The organism is Micromonospora sp. CPCC 206060, assembly GCF_036906895.1.
GTDB lineage: Bacteria > Actinomycetota > Actinomycetes > Mycobacteriales > Micromonosporaceae > Micromonospora.
The window spans coordinates 1-18,386 of the sequence record NZ_JBAKHU010000069.1 but is presented as its reverse complement, the minus strand read 5'-3'; the positions used below and the strand labels follow the sequence as shown (position 1 = coordinate 18,386).

Below are 18,386 nucleotides of genomic sequence, written 5' to 3'. Positions count from 1 at the left end.
TGTGTCTCCTGTCCTTCTGTCTCAGGCACGCGGCAGTCGGGGGATGCTGCCGGTCTCGGTCGGTGCGGGCGGCTGCTCCGCCGGGGCGCTCGCGCGCAGCTCCTCGATCCGGGCGGCCAGCCCGGCCACGGTGGGGGTCTCGAAGAGGCTGCGCATCGGCAGGCGGACCCCGGTGGCCTTCCGCATCGCGGCGATCAACTGCACGGCGACCAGCGAGTTCCCGCCGAGGGCGAAGAAGTCGTCGTCCACGCCGACCACGTCGACGCCGAGCCCCTCCCGCCAGACCTGCGCGATGGTCGCCTCCAGCTCGGTCATCGGCGTGCCGGAGCCGTCGGCCGTCCCGGTCGCACCGGTCACCGTGGCCCCGGAGTCGGTGGCGAGGCTGTCCGTGGTGACCCGCCGGGCCCGGTCGAGAATGTCCGCGACCGTCCGGGTGGCGATCACCACCTGGGCGCCCAGCCCGGCGGCGACGCTGCGGCGGAACGCCTCGGCGCCGTCGACCGGCCGGATGTCCTCGGTCAGCGTTGCGGCCGCCGGGGTGTCACCGGTGGTGGCCGGGCCGGTCAGCCCGCCGGTCACCGCGTCCTGGTCGACCCGGCGCAGCACGAAGTCGCTGATCGCGACGATCTCGACCCCGTCGGTGTCCACCAGGGACAGGTCGGCGGAGACGACCTCGTCGGTGGAGCTGTCCCGGTAGCGCAGGTAGGAGTAGAAGGTCGCCGGCAGCGGACCGCGCACCACGATCCGACCGTAGGACAGCGGCAGGTAGGTGCCCTCGCCCCGGCCCCGGCCGAACGCGGTGGCCACGTCCAGCAGCGCCGGATGCAGCCCCCACGCCGTCAGGTCCCCCACAGCCCCCTCGGGCAGGCAGATGCGGGCGAGTTCCTCGTTCTCCCCCAGGTGGTGTTCGCGCAGGGCGTTCCACCGGGGGCCGAAGGTCAGCATGCTGGTCCGGCCCCGACCGAACGACGAGTCGTCGTCGATCCGGCGGCAGCGGGCGACCACCTCGGCGATCCGCAGCGCCGGTGGCGCGGCCTCGGTGGTCCGGCCCGATGATCCCCGCACGTGGGTGCGGAGCTGTCCGGCGGCCAGGCTCTGGACCACGAAGTCGGTGTCCCCGCCCTCGGTGGTCAGCTCGACGCGGTACTGGGCGACCGTGCCGTCCGGCACCGCGAACGGCTCCAGGAAGGCGACGTCGCGCAACTCCACCGCGCCGTCCCGGTCGGTGCCGGTCGCCGCGACGGCGGCCCGGGCGCACTCCAGGTGCCCGGTACCCGGCACCACCGGCACCCCGCCGATCCGGTGCTCGTCGAGCAGCCAGTGGCTGCCGGCCGAGACCAGCCCGTGCAACACGGTCTCCCCGGCCCCGCTGACCAGGCCGGTGAGCACCGGGTGGTCGACCGGGGTGGTCACGGTGTCCCGGCCCACCGCCCGGAAACCGGCCGGCGCGTTGGTTTCCACGGCCATGCCGACCTCGGCCCAGCCGCCCCAGTTCTGCGACAGCACCGGGGCCCGGAAGCCGTGCCCGCCCCGGGCGTACGCGTCGAGGAAGTTGTTCGCCGCGCAGTAGTCGACCTGACCGAACCCGCCGGCCACGGCGGTGATGGACGAGCAGAGCACCACGAAGTCCATCGGCAGGTCACCGAAGACCTGCGCCAACGCCCACGTGCCGGCCAGCTTCGGGGCGAGTACCCGCTCCGCCTCGGCCCGCTCCTTGATCTCGGCCATGCCGCCGCCGGGCAGACCGGCCGCGTGCACGAGGCCGTCGATCCCGCCGAACGCCACCTCCGCCTCGACGCGGACCCGGCGCAGGTCGGCCGGGTCGGTCACGTCGGCGGCGAGCACCCGCACCTCGGCTCCGGCGGCCTCCATCCGGCGGATCGCCGCGATGGCCCGACCGGCCCGGTCCGCGCCGTGCACCGCGAGGTGGTCGTCCCACTGCTCGCGCGGCGGCAGGCCCGAACGGGCCAGCAGCACCAGCTTCGCCCGGTGGCGCTGGGCGAGGTCCTCGGCCAGGGTGATGCCGATACCACCCAGGCCACCGGTGATGACGTACCGGCCACCGTCACGCAGCGCCCCCGGCTGCGCCCCGCCGTCCAGGGTGACCTGCTCGTAGCCGGTCACCCAGCGGCGGCCACTGCGCAGCGCCACCTCGGCCGGGGCGTCCGCCGGCCGGCGAAGCTCGGCCAGGACGGCGTCCACGGCGTCGATGGACGGGTCCGCGTCGACCAGCCGCACGGTGACCCGGGGCAGCTCGACCGGCAGCACCCGGGCCAGACCGAACAGGGTGGCGTGTTCGGGGCGGACCAGGTCGTCGCCGCGTACGTCGCCGACCCCGGCGGTGACCAGGTCCAGCCGCAGTCCGGCGGTACCCTCACCGGCGGTCAGCCCGGCGCCGGCCAGCGCCTGGGTCAGGTGCAGCACGCTGAAGAAGCCCCGGTCCTGGGCGGCCCAACCGGCGGTGATGTCGGTGCCGGCCGGCAGCCCGTCCAGGGTGAACGCGTGCACGATCCGGTCCGGTACCCCGGCCGGGGACAGCGCCTCGACCAGCGCGTCGTAGTCCTCGCGTACCCCGGGGCGCAGCTGGAAGCCGGCGTCGGTCGCGGCGAACCCGCCGGCCGCGCGGACCTCGACCGGCTCGGCGCCAGCCGCCCGCAGCCCGGCGAGCAGCGCGTCGGCGCGCGGACCGTCGGCAAACACCAGCACCCGGCCGAGCGGTCCGGCGCGCAGGTCCGGCGCGGCCTGCCGCCAGGCCGGTACCGCGAACCAGTCGGCCAGCGGCCGGGGTCCGCTCGGTACGGGCTCCTCGACGGCCGCCTGCACCGGGTCCGGGTCGATCCAGTAGCGCTTGCGCTCGAACGGGTACACCGGCAGCGGCACCCGGCGGGCGTCCGGGTCGACGTCGAGTCGCACCGGCACGCCCTGCGCCCAGAGGGTGCCGGCGGCGGTCCAGAGGGTGGCCAGGTCACCGGTGCTGTCCCCGGGTCCGGGGAGGCTGGCCAGCGGCACGAGAGCCTTCTGCTCGGCCGAGCCCTTGGCGACCTGCATCCGGGCCAGGTTCGCCAACTGCTTGCCTGGGCCGCACTCCAGCAGCGCCCAGGTGCCCTCGGCGAGCAGGTTGGCCACGCAGTCGCCGAACCGGACCGGCTGGCGCAGGTGCGCCGCCCAGTACGCCGGGTCGGTGGCCTGCTCGGCGGTGATCCAGGTGCCGGTCACGTTGGACAGGAACGGCACGGCCGGGGCGCGGCGCGTGGTGGCCACGACCAGCGCGGTGAACTCCGGCAGGATCGGTTCCATCATCGGCGAGTGGAACGCGTGCGAGGTCCGCAGCAGCTTCGTCTTGCCCTTGCGCGCCTCGGCGAACGCGGCCACCACGTCGGTCTCGCCGGCCACCACGCAGGTACCCGGCCCGTTGACCGTGGCGATCGCGAGCCCCTCGGGCAGTTGCGGTGCCACCACCGACTCGTCCAGCGAGACGGCGGCCATCGACCCGGCCGGCAGCGACTGCATCAGCCGGCCCCGGGCGGCGACCAGCCGCAACGCGTCCGGCAGGGTGAACACCCCGGCCACCGTCGCGGCCACGTACTCACCGATGGAGTGGCCGATCATCGCGGCCGGCCGGGTGCCGTAGCCGGCCCAGAGCTGCGCCAGGGCGTACTCGACGACGAAGAGCGCGGGCTGGGTGAACCGGGTCTGGTTGAGCTTCTCGCCCGCCTCCGGGTCCCGGCCGAGGATCAGGTCCCGGATGTCCAGGCCCAGCTCGGGGGCGAGCAGCGCGGCGCACTCGTCGACCACCGCCGCGAAGGCCGGCTCCTCGGTGTAGAGCTGCGCGCCCATGCCGGCGTACTGGGCGCCCTGGCCGGAGAAGAGGAACGCCACCCGGGGCGCGCCGGCCTGGCCGAGCACACCCGACAGGTGCCGGCGCTTGGTCCGCAGCGCGGTGACCGCGTCGGCCACGTCGGTGACCACCACGGCCGTGCGGTGCGGATAGTCGGGTCGGCCGACCCGCAGGGTATGCGCGACGTCGCCGAGGTACTCGGCGGTGCTCTCCGGGGCGCCGGCCAGGTGGTCGGCGAGCCGGTCGACGGCGGCGGCCAGTGCGGTCGGGGTCTTCGCCGACAGCGGCAGCAGGTGCGCCGGGCGGATCCGGCGGTGCCCGGCCCGGTGCCCGGCCGGTGCCTCCTCCAGGACCACGTGCGCGTTGGTGCCGCCGATGCCGAACGAGCTGACCCCGGCCCGGCGGGGCACCCCGTCGGTGTCCCACTTGGTCAGCGTGTTCGCCACGTAGAACGGGGTGTCGGCGAAGTCGACGGCCGGGTTGGCGGTCTCGTAGTTGATGGTCGGCGGGATCAGCCCGTGCTCCATCGCCAGCACCGTCTTGATGACGCTGACGATGCCCGAGGGCTGGCTGAGGTGACCGATGTTGGACTTGACCGAGCCGATGCCGCACCAGCCCCGGTCGTCGGTGTCGCGGGTGTAGACCGCGGAGAGCGCGGCCACCTCGATCGGGTCGCCCATCGCGGTACCGGTGCCGTGCGCCTCGACGTAGCTGATGGTGCGCGGGTCGATCCCGGCCATGTCGACCGCCTGCGCGATCGCCCCCATCTGCCCGTCGACGCTCGGCGCGGTGAAGCCGACCTTGCCGGCACCGTCGTTGTTGATGGCGTTGCCGCGCACCACGGCGCGGATGGTGTCACCGTCGGCGATCGCGTCGGAGAGCCGCTTGAGCAGGGTGACCCCGGCGCCGCTGCCCCACACGGTGCCGTTGGCCCCGGCGTCGAACGGTCGGCACTTGCCGTCCGGGGAGGTGAAGCCCTCCATGCCCATGTACCCGACGCCGTGCGGCAGCTCGATGTTGACCCCACCGGCCAGCGCCATGTCGCACTCACCGTTGCGCAGCGCCTCACAGGCGAGGTGGAACGCGACCAGCGAGGTGGAGCAGGCGGTGTGCACGGTCATGCTCGGCCCGCGCAGGTCCAGCTTGTAGGAGACGTTGGTGGCGACGTAGTTCGGCGAGTTGCCGGTGGCCAGGGAGACGGTGCCGTGCGGGGATCCGCTGGCCCGCTTGTTCCGCAGGATGTGGTTGGTCAGGTAGTAGTTGCCGCCGGTGCCGGCGTACACGGCGATGGCGCCGTCGTAGCGGGCCGGGTCGTAGCCGCCGTCCTGCAGAGCCGTGTAGCAGGACTCCAGGAACAGCCGGTGCTGCGGGTCCATGATCTCGGCCTCGCGGGCGGTCATGCCGAACAGCGGGGCGTCGAGCTCGTCGAACCCCTCGACCATCGGGGAACTGTTCACCCAGCTCGGGTCGTCGACCTCGCTGACCTTCGCACCCCGGGCCAGCTGTTCCTCCCGGGTGTACGTGGTCGACGACTCGACGCCGTCGACCAGGTTGCGCCAGAACTGGTGCACGTCGGCGGCGCCGGGTAGGCGCGCGGCCAGACCGACGATGGCGATCGGTTCGATGCCGTCGGAGGTGACGTGGTCGGCTGTGGAGGCGATGTCCATCTGATGTTCCTTCATTCCGCAGTGCCGGTGGGTCGACGGGGTGGGGTACGGCGGGGACGGTTGCGACGGGCAGCGGCGCGCATCGCGGCACGGGCCAGTTCCGGCCGGTCCGCCGCGCCGTCCAGGTTGGCGGCGAGGGCGCGGATCGTCGGGTAGCGGAACAGGTCGAGCATCGGGATCGACCGGCCGATCTCGGCGGTCAACCGGGCGTGCACGGCGGCCAACGCCATGGAGTGGCCGCCGATGTCGAAGAAGTTGTCGGTGACGCCGACCCGGTCCCGGCCGAGCACCTCCCGCCAGGTCGCGGCGATCAGTGCCTCGGTGTCGGTCAGCGCGTCCGGGCCGGCGGGGACCACCGGCCGGGGCGCCTCGCCGGCCGCGACGGTCATCGCGCCGAGCCGGGCGGTGCGCACCGCCGGCCGGGGCAGGTGCGGTGCGACCTGCCCGGCGGGCTGTTCCGGGGCCGCGACCAGCTCCCCCACCAGCGCCACGAGGTCGGTCAGCAGGGCGTCGATCCGGTCGGCGTCGAACAGGTCCGGGTTGTAGACCACCTCGACGGCCAGCCGGCCGGCCCGCTGCACCACGTAGACGGTGATGTCGAACGGCGACCCGGGCTTGTCGACCACGACCGGCTCGACCGTGCAGCCGGGCAGTTCCAGCTTCGGCTCGGTGAAGTTGAGGACGTTGAACAGCACCTGGATCAGCGGCGCCCGGGAGGTGTCCCGACCCACGCCGAGCGCCTCCACGATCCGCTCCAGCGGCGCCCCTGGGTGCTCCGTGGACTCCCGCAGTTCCCCCGCACACCGCCCGACCAGCTCGGTGAAGCTCAGCCCGGCGGTACGCAGCCGGACCGGCACGGTGTCGATGAAGAAGCCGATCACGTCGTCGAACTCGGCCAGCCGACGGTCGGCCACCACCGCACCGACGATGTGGTCGTCGACCCCGGTGAGCCGGCTGAGCAGTTGACCGAAGCCGGCGAGCAGCACGCCGGCCGGGGTGGTGCCGAGCCGGGCGGCCAGGGCACGCACGGCGGCATCGGTGGACGCGTCGAACTCCGCCGCCGCCTCCGCACCGGAGTACGTCTGCACGGCCGGGCGGGGCCGGTCCCGGGGCAGGTCCAGCACCGTGGGGGCGCCCGCCAGGTGCCCGGTCCACCAGTCCAGGTCGGCCGGTCCCCGGCGGCGGTCCCGCTCGGCCCGCCAGACCGCGTAGTCGGCGTACCCGGCCCGCAGCGGGGGCAACTGCGGCCGGTCACCGGCCAGCGCCGTGCGGTACGCCGCCGCCAGGTCGGTGTAGAGGGCCGCCTGGGACCAGCCGTCGAAGACCGCGTGGTGCAGGGTCACCGCCACCACGTGGTCGTCGGCGGCGAGCCGGTACCCGGTCACCTGCCAGGCCGGACCGGTGGCCAGGTCGAAGGAGTGGCCGGCACCGGCGGCGAGCATGGTCCGCAGTTCGGTGGCCTGGTCGGCGCTGCCGGTCAGGTCCACCACCGGTACGGCGATGTCGGTGGGTTCCTCGCAGACCGCGTACGGCACCCCGGCGGTCTGCGGTACCCGCCAGCGCAGCACGTCGTGCCGTTCGGCGACGGCCCGCAGTGCCGCCCCGAGGGCCGGCACGTCCAGCGGGCCGCGTACCCGGTTGGCCAGTGCGATGTTGTAGGGGGCGCTGGACGGGGCGAGCTGGTCGACGAACCAGAGCCGGCGCTGCGGCGGGGACAGGGTGGGCGGGTTGCCGGTGGTCAGTTCCCGACCGGGCAACGGTGCCGCCTTCGCCACCCGCTCGGCGAGTCCGGCCAGGGTCCGGCCGGTGAACAGGTCCTCCGCCTCGACCTGCCGGTCCAGTTCGTCACGCAGGCCGGCGACCAGCCGCATCGCGGCGATGGAGTTGCCGCCGACGGCGAAGAAGTCGGTGTCCCGGGCCGGCGCGGCGCCGAGTACCCGCTGCCAGACGGTGGCGACCGTGCGCAGCAGCCGGTCGTCGCCGAGGTCGTCGGCCGCCGGGGCGGCCGGGGCGGTCCGGGCGGCCAGGTCCCGCAGGGCGGGTCGGTCGATCTTGGCGTTGAGCGGGCTGACCGGCAGTTCGGCCAGGCGCAGCACCCGCACCGGCTGCATGGCCCCGGTCAGCCGGGTCGCGGTGTACTCCCGCAGTTCGGCGTCGTCGGGGGCGTCGGCCGGGGCGAGGAAGGCGACCAGTTCGGGGCCGGCCGGGCCGGCCACCACCTCCACCACCGCCTGCTGCACCCCGGGGTGGCCGGCGAGGACCGTCTCGATCTCGCCCAACTCGATGCGCTGGCCCCGGATCTTGACCTGCCGGTCGGTCCGGCCGAGGTAGACGAGCCGCCCGTCGGGCTGCTGGCGGACCAGGTCGCCGGTGCGGTAGAGCCGCTCCCCCGGCGCGGCGGAGAACGGGTCGGGGATGAACCGGTCGGCGGTCAGCCCGGGCCGGTTGAGGTACCCGGTGGCCAGGCCCGGCCCGCCGACCAGCAGTTCACCGGTCTGGCCGGGGCGGACCGGACGCAGGTCGGCGTCGACGACGTGCACCCGGTGGTTGGGTACCGGCAGCCCGATCGGCACCGGGTCGCTCTCCACCCCGGTCAGCTCACCGGTGACCACGACCACGGTCGCCTCGGTCGGCCCGTACGCGTTGACGAACCGCCGACCGGGCGCCCACCGGGCGGCCAGCTCGGCGGGGACCGCCTCCCCACCGCAGAGCACGGTACGCCAGGTCGGCAGGGCCGCCGGGTCGAGCAGGGCGAGCATGGTGGGGCTGCTGAACCCCCAGTCGACCCGGTGTTCGGCGATGAACCGGTGCAGCCGGGCCGGGTCGGCCCGGTCCTCGGCGGGCACCAGCTGCACCGAGGCGCCGGCCAGCAGCGGGACGAACAGGTCGATGACGGCGGCGTCGAAGGCGAGCGAGGCGATGGCCACCGCCCGGGTACCGGTGTCCACCCCGGTCGTCGCGGCGCACCCGATGGCGTACTCGACTACGTTGCGGTGGGTGACCAGCACACCCTTGGGCCGGCCGGTGGAGCCGGAGGTGTAGAGCACGTAGGCGGTGTTGTCGGGGATGGCCGGGCCGGCGCCGACCACCGGGATACCGGCGGCCGGTTCGGTCACCGGCAGCCCCACCACCCGGAGCTGCGGCGGGTCGGCGAACTCGGCGGCAGCGGCGTCACCGACCACGATGGAGACCTGCGCGTCGGCGACGATCTCCCGCCGCCGCTCGCGCGGGCCGCCCGGCTCCAGCGGTACGTAGGCGCCACCGGCGAGCAGCACCCCGAACACCGCCACGACCAGGTCCGGCCGCCGGGTGGCGCAGATCCCCACCCGGGTCTCCGGCACCACGCCGTACCCGCGCAGCACGGCGGCCAGCGCGGTGGCCTGGTCGACCAGCTCCCGGTAGGTCAGCTGGCGGTCCCACTGCCGCACGGCCACCGCGTCCGGGGTACGGGCGGCCTGCGCCACGATCAGCTCGGCCAGGGTGGCGTCCGGATACGGCAGCGCCACGCCGGGCACGGTGGTGCTGGCGGGGGTGTCGGTCACGAGAGGTCTCCGCTGGTCGGGTAGGTGGCTTCATCGGTGATCTGCAACCGCAGCTCGCTGACGTACCCGCGACCGGCGGCGTCCGGCAGCCAGGCCTGAGTGGTGTCGGGCAGCAGCTCGGTGACCACCACGCCGACGTCGCCGCCGTGCCGGGCGGCGTTGCGCAGCATGGTGCAGAGCGCCTGCGCGTACAGCGGGCCGCTGAGGTCCACGTAGCAGGGCTTGGTCTCGGTGCCGACCTTGACGAACATCCGCTCCGGCAGGCCGAGCCGGGCCCGCCAGCGGCGGACGGCGAGGTACCGGTCCCGGTCGCCGGTCGCCTCGGTCAGGCCGGTCTCGCCGACCGTGGTCCGCCAGCTCCGCCGGGACACCACCAGCCGGTCGATGGTGATCCGGGGCGTGTGCGCGGCCGGGGCCATCAGCTTGAAGCTGTCCAGCAGCAGCGAGCCGAGCAGGTTGGCGAAGACCTCGATCAGCGGCCACCGGGCCCCGTCGGGCAGGACCGCGACCAGTTTCCCGTCGACCTTCTCCACCCGTACCGCGGTGGCCGGCACCAGCCGGTCGATATCCGCGCCCCGGGCGGTGTCGATGCCGAGCTGCCGGTCCGCCGGGCCGGTCAACCCGTGCCCGGTACGGGTGGTCTGCCGGGGGAAACTCTCCGGGTAGAGCACCCGGATCCGGGCCGGACCCAGATCGGCGTCCAAATCGGCGCGCAACCGGGCCGGGTCCGGGTGGAACCGGGAGAAGACCGCGCAGTCGAACGGGATGTACGCCGGGTGCAGCTCACCGAGGACCAGCAGGAAGTCGCCCCGGTTGATCGCCTCGACGTCGGTGGCGCAGATCTGGATGTCCGGGCTGTGCATCCGGGCCGATGGCCAGCCGGGGTACTCGGCGTCGAACAGGGCCGCCGCCCGCTCGGCCAGCTCGGCGCTGTCCAGCCGCAGCTCCGCCTGGTCCGGGTCGACGCTGTCCAGTCCGAACAGCTGCGACCAGCGGGCGGTGAACTCGGCGGCGACCGTCGAGGTGGGACCGGAGGCGACGAAGAGCAGCCCCTGTGCCAGCGACCAGATGTCCGCCAGCGGCAGCGGACCGTCGGCGGCCAGTTCGTCGTACAGGTCGGCGAGGACCCGCTCGCAGACCGCCCCGAACTCGGCGGTCAGCCAGCGGGCCGCCCGCAGCACGATGGCCAGTGGCGCGGCGAGCGCGTCGAGCACCGCGGAACCGACGACCAGGTCGACGTCGCGGGTGGTCTCCTCGTAGACCAGGGTCCGGCCGGCGTACATCTGGCCGCCCCGGCGGCTGGCCTCGGCGCCGGTGACGGCGGTGAACTCGGCGTCCAGCGCGTCCAGCGCGGCCCGCAGCGCGTCCGGGTCGCCGGCTGCGGCGGCCACCGCGTCCCGCCGGGCGCAGAGCCGGTCCAGGGCCGCCTCGGCCCCGGCGCGCACCGGCGGATCACCGATCGCGGCCACCCGCTCGCGCAGCACCGCCTCGGCGTCCGGGTTGTTCGGCAGGGCCGCGTCCCAGGTCAGCAGTTCCCGTTCGACCAGCCGGTCGAGCAGCAGGAACCCGTCGGCGTCGGAGCGGACCCCGAACTCCGCCTCGGCGCGTAGCCGCTCGACGAGGTCAGCGGCGCTGGTCCGCCCGTCGCAGCGGGCCAGCAGCCAGGCGTCGACCGGGGTCAGCTCGACCGGCGCCCGCAGTGGGCGGCGCAGCCGCCGGCCCTCGACGGTCAGGTGTGGTGGCAGGACCGGCGCCCACCAGCGGCGGACCGCCAGGTCCGCGCCGAGCGCGTCGGCGTACGCCATCAGCGCCCACGCCTCGAAGAAGACCCGCCGGAGCCGGACCAGTCCCGGCCCCGGGCGGACCTCGGTCCGCGCCGCCGACTCCGACACGGTGGCCCAGCAGACCGGCCCGAAGTAGCCGATGGTCTCGCTCTTGCCGCAGTACCGCTGCCAGTACTGGACCAGGGATTTCTCCCGGTCCCGGCGGCGCCAGCCCCGGCTGGGGCTGCCGGCGGTGGCGAGCAGCCCGTCGAGGGCGATCAGGGCGGAGCGGTTCTGCCAGGTGACCGCCTCACGCAGCAGCGGGTCGGCGGCGATCCCGTTGGCCGCGCGGGTGCCGTCGGCGAGCGCCACCTCCAGCGCCTTGTCGAAGGCGTCGGTCAGGTCGCGGTCGCCGGCGTTACCGGCGGCCAGCAGGGCGTCCGCGGCGGCGGCCGCCTCGGGTGCGGCGAACTGGTCGAGCCCGGCGACGGGGAACCCCGCCGAGCGCAGCCCGGCGTCGCGCCACACCGTCCAGCCGGTGTCGCCGAGGGGGAAGCGGTGGGTCACCGGTCGCTCCTGTCGTCGGCGTCGAAGATGTGCAGTCGCAGTTCGCTGAAGTAGTGCCGGCCCTCGGCGTCGGGCACCCAGGCCGCATCCGGGGTGGGCAGCATCTCGCTGAGCACCAGCGACACGTCGTCACCGGCCTCCTTGCGGGCGGCGCGGACCATCGCGCAGAGCAGCGATGCGTAGAACGGGCTGCTCAGGTCGGCGAAGCAGGGCTTGGTCTCGGTGCCGATCTTGAAGTAGACCCGCTCCGGCAGGCCGAGGTCCCGGCGCCACCGGCGGACCGCGAGGAACCGGTCCCGTTCGGCGGTGACGTCCGCCAGGCCGCTCGCGCCGACCGTGGTCCGCCAGGTCTGCCGGGCGACGACCAGGTCGTCCAGGGTGATCCGGGGCGTGTACGGCGCCGCCGCGACCAGCTTGAACCCGTCCACGGCGTGCGCGGAGAGCAGACCGGCGAACATCTCGGTCAACGTCCACCGGGCACCGTCGCGGGCGGTGGCGACCAGTTCACCGTCGACCTCGGAGACGGTGAGGTCGACCGTCGGCAGCACCCGGTCTGGGTCGGCGCCCGGTGCCGGCAGGAAGGCGAGCTGCCGGTCGGTCGGGCCGACCAGGCTCTCCGCCACCCGGCTGGTCCGGCGCGGCCAGTCGTTCGGGAAGAGCAGTCGGATCCGCCGTTCGCCGAGGTCCTCGGCGAGCGCGGTACGTAGCCGCTCGGGGTCGGGGTGCGACGGGGTGAACACCTCACAGTCGAACGACGGCCAGGCGGCGTGCAGCTCGCCCAGCACCACGCTGAACTCGCCCCGAGCCAGGGCGTCCGCGTCCGTGGCGCAGATCTGCAGGTCGGGGCTGTGCAACCGGCCGCCGGTCCAGTCCGGCCGGCCGGCCGGGAAGACCTGCGCGACCCGGTCGGCGAGGTCGGCCACGCAGACCCGGATCTCGGTGGTACCGGCCGGGACGTCGGCGAGGCCGAACAGACCCGCCCAGCGCCGGGCGAACTCGGCGGCGACCTCGTCCACCGGCCGCTCGCCGCTGCCCCAGAACATGCCCTGGGTGAGGTACCACAGGTCGGCGAAGGACACCGGCGCGTCGCCCGCCTCGGCGGCCAACTCGTCGTAGAGCTGACGGAACACCGCACCGTACGCGTCCCGCAGTGCGGTGACCATCCAGCGGGCGGCCTGGAGCAGCAGCCCCATCGGGGCGGCGATGCTGTCGAGCAGGGCAGACCCGATCACCGCGTCGAGGTCACGGCTGGTGTCCTCGTAGACCAGGGTCCGGCCGGCGTACATCTGACCGACCCGGCGGCGCGGCGGCTGGCCGGTCAGGTCGGTGAACTCCCCGTCCAGGGCGGCGAGCGCGACGCGCAGCCGGTCCGGGTCGCCGGCCGCGTCGGCCACCGCGTCCCGGGCGGCGCACAGCCGGTCGAAGCCGGCCCGGGCGGCGGCCCGCGCCGCATCGTCACCGATGGCGTCGATCCGCCCGGCGAGCACCCGCTCGGCGTCCGGGCTGACCGGTAGTCCCGCGTCCCAGCTGACGAGTTCCCGCTCGACGAGCCGTTCGAGCATGGCGTATCCGTCCTCCGGACGGCGCAGGCCGATCGCCGGGTCGGCGACCACCTCGACGGCGGAACGCCTTCCGTCACAGCGGGCGATCAGCGCGGCCTCCGCCGGGGAGAGCGGCACCGGTGGCCGGTTGGGACGCAGGACGGTCCGGTCGACCAGGCTCAGGTGGGCGCAGAGCATCGGCGGCCACCACCGCCGGACGGCCAGCTCGGCACCGATCGTGTCGGCGTACGCGGCCAGCGCCCACGACTCGAAGACGACCCACCGGCGCCGGGTCAGCCGGGGCCCGGGTACGACGACGGCCGCCCGGGGTTCGTCCGGGTCGAGCCGGACCCAGCAGGAGGGGCCGAAGAACCCGACGGTCTCGTTCTTGCCGCAGTACCGCTGCCAGTACTTCAGCAGCGACTTCTCCCGGTCCCGGCGGCGTACGTTGCGGGGCGCGTCGGGCCCGGCGGCGACCAGGCCGTCCAGGGCGGGCAGCGCGTTGGTGTTCTGCCAGGTGACCGCCTCCCGCACCAGCCGGTCGGCGGCCAGTGCGGTCAACCGCGCGCCGCCGGCCTGCAACGCCTCGGCGAACTCCTTGTCGAACAGGTCCGCTCCGGCACCGGTGGCGATGAGCTGGTCGGCTGCGGCGGCGGCCGCCGGTGCGGCGAGTTCGGTCAGCCCGTCGGCGGGGAAACCGGTGCTGCGCAGGATCGCGTCGCGCCACACCGACCAGCCGGTGTCGCCGAGCGGGATGCGGTGCCTGCCGGCTGTCGGTCCGGCGTCGACCGGTCGGTCGCCGGACACCGGGGTCACCCCGACGCCGTCGGTCGGTGCCGTGGCGGTTCCGGTGGTCCCGGCGCCGGCCGGCGCCGCGCTGCCGGTGGCGGTGGCGGTGGCGGTGGCGGTGGCGCTGCCGGTGACCGCCGCGTGCAGGTCGGCGCTGATCAGCGCGGCCAGCCGGGGCAGCGCGTCGTGCAGGAAGAAGTGCCCGCCGGCCAACTCGTGCAGGGTGAACCCGGCGGCGCTGTGCTGCGCCCAGGCGGCGCTCTGCTCCCGGCTGACCGCCCGGTCCCCGGTGCCGGTGAACGCCACGATCGGTACCGGCAGCGGCTCCCCGGGCAGGTAGGTGTACTCGTCGACACGGCCGAAGTCGGCCCGCAGCAGGGGCATCAGCAGGTCCACCAGCTCCGGGTGGTCGAGCACCCCGGCGGGCAGCCCACCGCCGTCGGACAGGCGGCGCAGCAGCTCGTCGTCGTCCACCCGGGACAGTCCGTCGAACAGGCTGGCCGCCGTGAGGTGCGGGGCGCGGGCCCCACCGACGTAGAGCCGCAACGGCAGCTCCGCGCCGCGCCGACGCAGTTCCCGGACCACCTCGAACCCGACCCGGCCGCCCATCGAGTGGCCGTAGATGGCGTACGGCCGGTCGGCGCGCCCGAGAATCGCGGTCGCCACGTCGGCCACCGTGAACCGGGGGTCCTCGGCGATCCGGTTCTCCCGGCCGGGCAACTGCACGGCCAGTACCTCGACCCCGGCGCCGAACTCGGCCTGCCAGGTGCGGAACGCACTGGCCCCGGCCCCGGCGTAGGGCAGGCAGAACAACTGGACCGGAGCCGCAGGGCGCGCTCCGGCGGAGACGAACCAGTTCACCGCTGGCCCTCCTTGGGTGGCGGATCGATCCAGTACCGGTCGCGCTGGAAGGGGTAGGTGGGCAACGGGACACGCCGGCCGGTCCCGCCCTGGTACAGCTCCTCGCCGTCGACGTCCTCGCCGTCGACCCAGCGGCCGGCGAGGGTGAGCGGCTCGGCGGGCCCGCCGGCCAGGTCGTCGCCGGTGTCGAGCAGCCGGTCGAGGGCGGCGACGGCCTCGTCGAGGGTGGCGGCGACGACCGCCGCCCGGCAGCCGAACGCGCGCCGGCCGACGGCGAGGGTGTAGGCGACGTCGGCCAGCGCTGGCGCCTCGGTGACCAGGTGCTGACGCAGCCGGGTGATCGCCGCGCGGAGCGCCTGCGGGGTACGCGCCGACAGCGGCAGCAGGTGCGCCCGGGCCCCGCCCGGCTCGGCCGGTTCGGTCGGGGGCGCCTGTTCGACGACCACGTGGGCGTTGGTACCGCCGAGGCCGAAGGAGCTGACCCCGGCGACCCGCCGGGCGGCGTCGGGCCACTGTGCCGGTTTGGTCGGCACGTGGAACGGGCCACCGTCCAGATCGACCTCGGGGTGCGGGCGGGTGAAGTGCAGGTTCGGCGGGATCACCCCGTGCCGGACCGCGAGCACCGCCTTGATCAGCCCGGCCACCCCGGCACCGGCGTCCAGGTGCCCGATGTTGGTCTTGATCGAGCCGAGCGCGCACCGGCCGGCCGGCGCGACGCCCCGGTAGACCTCGTTGAGCGCGGAGACCTCGATGGCGTCGCCCAGCGGGGTGCCGCTGCCGTGCGCCTCGACCAGCCCGACCTCACCCGGGGCGACCTCGGCGGCGGCGAGCGCCCCGGCGATCGCGGCGACCTGGCCGGCCGGTCCGGGTACGGCGTACCCGGCCCGTTCGGCGCCGTCGTTGGTGACCGCCCAGCCCGGCAGGACGGCGTACACGTGGTCGTGGTCGGCGAGCGCGTCGGCGAGCCGGCGCAGCACCACCACGCCGGCGCCGGAACTGAACCCGCTGCCCGCGGCGGCCTCGTCGAAGGCCCGGCAGCGACCGTCCGGTGAGGCGAGTCCACCCGGGGTGTGCCGGTAGCGCGGCCAGGTGACGCTGACCCCGCCGGCAAGGGCGATGTCGCACTGGTAGTCGGCCAGGCTCTGGGCGGCGAGGCTGACCGCCACCAGCGAGCTGGAGCAGGCGCTCTGGGTGGCGACCGCCGGCCCGGTCAGCCCCAGCCGGTACGCCACCTGGCCGGGCAGGTGGTCGGTGAACTGCCGGGCGACCAGCCGGGCCTCCCAGTCGTCCGGGTCGGGGGTGCCGACGACGGCCGGGTTGTCCATCAGGTGGAACAGGAAGTAGCGGTTGGCCGAGGTCGCCGAGAAGACCCCGACCAGCCCGGGGAAGGTCGCCGGGTCGTGTCCGGCGTCCTCCATCGCCTCCCAGGCGGTCTCCAGGAAGATCCGGTGCTGCGGGTCGGTACGCGCCGCCTCGTCGGCGCCGAAGCCGAAGAACTCCGCGTCGAAGTCGGCGACGCCGGGCAGCCACCCCCCGGCCTTCACGTGCCGGGGGTCGGTGCGCAGACCGGGGCCGATGCCGAGGTCGGCCAGTTCGGCGTCGGTGTAGTCGTGGATGGCGTCGACCCCGGCGCAGAGGTTCCACCACAGGGTGGCCACGTCGGGGGCGCCCGGGAAGCGTCCGGCCAGGCCGACCACGGCGATCTCGTCGCCGGTGTACTCCCGGGTGGCGCTGGCCGGCGGTGGCGGGACCGGGCCACCGGTGCCGCTGCCCGGGGAGCCGGTGCCGTCGAGGAAGGCGGCCTGGGCGGCGATGGTCGGGTGGGCGAAGAGCCGGGTCATCGGCACGGGTACGCCGAACCGCTCGGTCAACCGCTGCTGGACCTCGCCGAGCAGCAGGGAGTGCCCGCCCAGGTCGAAGAAGCTGTCGCTGCGACCGATCCGGTCGGCGCGGAGCACGGCGGACCAGATGTCGTGCACGGCCTGCTCGGTGGGGGTACGCGGGAGGTCGGCGGGGGCGACCGGGCGGGGCGGATCCGGCAGCGCCCGCTCGTCGATCTTGCCGGTGACGGTGAGCGGGAACTCGTCCAGCACCAGCACCGCGCGGGGCAGCGCGTAGTCCGGCAGTCGGGCGGCCAGGGCGGCCCGCAGCCGGGCCGGGTCGGGCCGGGCCGCGACCGGTCCACCGGCCTGCGGCGGGGCCGGCCGGACGTAGGCGAGCAGCTCGCCGGCCCGGGCGATGGCCCGGGCGGCGACGATCCCGGGCTGGGCGGCCAGGACCGACTCGATCTCGGTCAGCTCGACCCGGAAACCCCGGATCTTCACCTGCCGGTCGAGGCGGCCCAGGCAGCGCAGCAGGCCGTCGTCGTCCACCGCGCCCAGGTCACCGGTGCGGTACGCCGGGACGCCGGTCGGGTCGGTGCCGAACCGGTCGCTGGTCTGGTTGAGGTAGCCGGGTGCGAGGTGGTGGCTGCGGACGACCAGCTCGCCGGTGTCGGGCAGCGTCGTCACCTGGTAGCCGGGCAGTGCCGTGCCGATCGGCAGGGGGCCGGTCCGGTCGGCGTCGACGTCGGCGCCCCGGACCTGGTACTGGGCGGCGAAGGTGACCTCGGTGGCCCCGTAGCCGTTGACGAACAGGCAGTCGGTGGCGAAGTGCCCACGGCCCCGGCGTACGTCGTCGTAGGTGGACTGTTCCCCGCCGAGCAGGACCACCCGGACGTCCGGTAGCCGGTCGGTGCCGAGCAGGTAGCGGTAGACGGTCGGGGTGGAGTGGTAGATGGTCACCCGGTGTCGGGCGAGTTCCCGGGCCGCGTACGGCAGACCGTGCCGACGCAGATCCACCGGGACGACCGTGGCTCCGGTGAGCAGCGCCGGATAGAGATCGGGGATGGCGGCGTCGAACCCGAACGAGGCCAGCAGGCTGAGCCGGTCGGCGGGGGTGACCGCCAGGGTGTCGATCTGGTTCTGCACGGCGTGCAGCAGGTTGCGGTGGGTCTGCCCGACCGCCTTGGGCGCTCCGGTGGAGCCCGAGGTGAACAGCACGTACGCCAGGTCGTCGGGGGCGGTGTCGACCGGGGACAGCGTGCCGGGTACGGCCCGGTCGGTGCTGACCACCCGACCGGTCGGGCCGACGAGCTCCGCAGCCAGTGCCGCGTGCCCGGGATGGGCGAGCACCGTGCCGGCGCCCGAACCGGCGCACATCAGTCTGAGGCGTTCGACCGGGAAGCCCGGGTCCAGCGGGACGTACACGCCACCGGCGGCCAGGGTGCCGAGGATCGCCGCGATGGTCGGCGCGCCGTGCGGGGTCAGCAGCGCGATCCGGTCCCCCGGTCGGACGCCGGCCCCGGCGAGCGCGCGGGCGTACCCGCCGGCCATGTCGGACAGATCGGCATAGGTCAACGACAGGTCGGATTCGAGAATCGCCGGACGCGCAGCGTGACGGTACGCCGCTGCTACGAAGCGGCCGATAACTGTAGCCTTTGTCATTTCAGTGCGGAATTGCCGCCCGGACGCGGGCAGACGAGCACGGACCGATGCCCGCAATCATGATCCCCCCCAGGATTTCTACAGTGGAGACAGCATAGGGCTCGATCGCGGTAAGCAAAGATCGAGGAGCGTGTTTCAGCCGAAAGAACTATCGAAGGTAGCCTGTTTGACCGAAGAATCTAGTCCATTCGGGGAGGGGTGCCGAAGACTCCACGGCAGGACCAGCACTCCGCCCAACAGTCTGACACGCCACCGTCACGTACTGCAACGGTGACTGGTCAGGTGGTCGCTGCGCCGGTGGGTAGCCAGGGACAGCCGGCGACGAGTTCGGTG

General features: G+C 74.5%; 5 protein-coding genes. All 5 read right to left on the bottom strand.

From position 1 onward, the window contains the following. Window positions 1–21 precede the first annotated feature (21 nt). Genes V6U90_RS27510 through V6U90_RS27490 form a run of 5 tightly spaced genes read right to left on the bottom strand, consistent with a single transcriptional unit; the run spans window position 22 to window position 18,053 of the window. Window positions 22–5,505 carry a type I polyketide synthase gene (locus V6U90_RS27510; protein ID WP_334442670.1) on the bottom strand — a complete coding sequence of 1,828 codons (5,484 nt, stop codon included), beginning with the start codon at window positions 5,503–5,505 and terminating at the stop codon, window positions 22–24. 11 nt (window positions 5,506–5,516) lie between these two features. Next, complete coding sequence (locus V6U90_RS27505; protein WP_334442667.1) at window positions 5,517–9,047, bottom strand: amino acid adenylation domain-containing protein; 3,531 nt, start codon at window positions 9,045–9,047, stop codon at window positions 5,517–5,519. Beyond that, on the bottom strand, window positions 9,044–11,377 hold the full coding sequence (locus tag V6U90_RS27500; RefSeq protein WP_334442664.1) for a lantibiotic dehydratase: 2,334 nt from the start codon (window positions 11,375–11,377) through the stop codon (window positions 9,044–9,046). Before V6U90_RS27500 ends, V6U90_RS27505 begins: the two co-directional genes overlap by 4 nt. Next, a complete protein-coding gene (locus tag V6U90_RS27495) occupies window positions 11,374–14,568 on the bottom strand; it encodes a thioesterase domain-containing protein (protein WP_334442661.1) in 3,195 nt (1,064 codons plus the stop codon). The genes V6U90_RS27500 and V6U90_RS27495 overlap by 4 nt, the downstream gene beginning before the upstream one ends. After that, window positions 14,565–18,053, bottom strand: a complete 3,489-nt coding sequence (locus V6U90_RS27490) for an AMP-binding protein (RefSeq protein WP_334442658.1) — start codon at window positions 18,051–18,053, stop codon at window positions 14,565–14,567. The genes V6U90_RS27495 and V6U90_RS27490 overlap by 4 nt, the downstream gene beginning before the upstream one ends. Between the last annotated feature and the right edge of the window lie 333 nt (window positions 18,054–18,386).

What these genes read in the sequence shown, in the direction of transcription:
- V6U90_RS27510 (WP_334442670.1), bottom strand. Translation starts at nt 5,505, where the DNA reads ATGGACATCGCCTCCACAGCCGACCACGTCACCTCCGACGGCATCGAA.
- V6U90_RS27490 (WP_334442658.1), bottom strand. Translation starts at nt 18,053, where the DNA reads ATGACAAAGGCTACAGTTATCGGCCGCTTCGTAGCAGCGGCGTACCGT.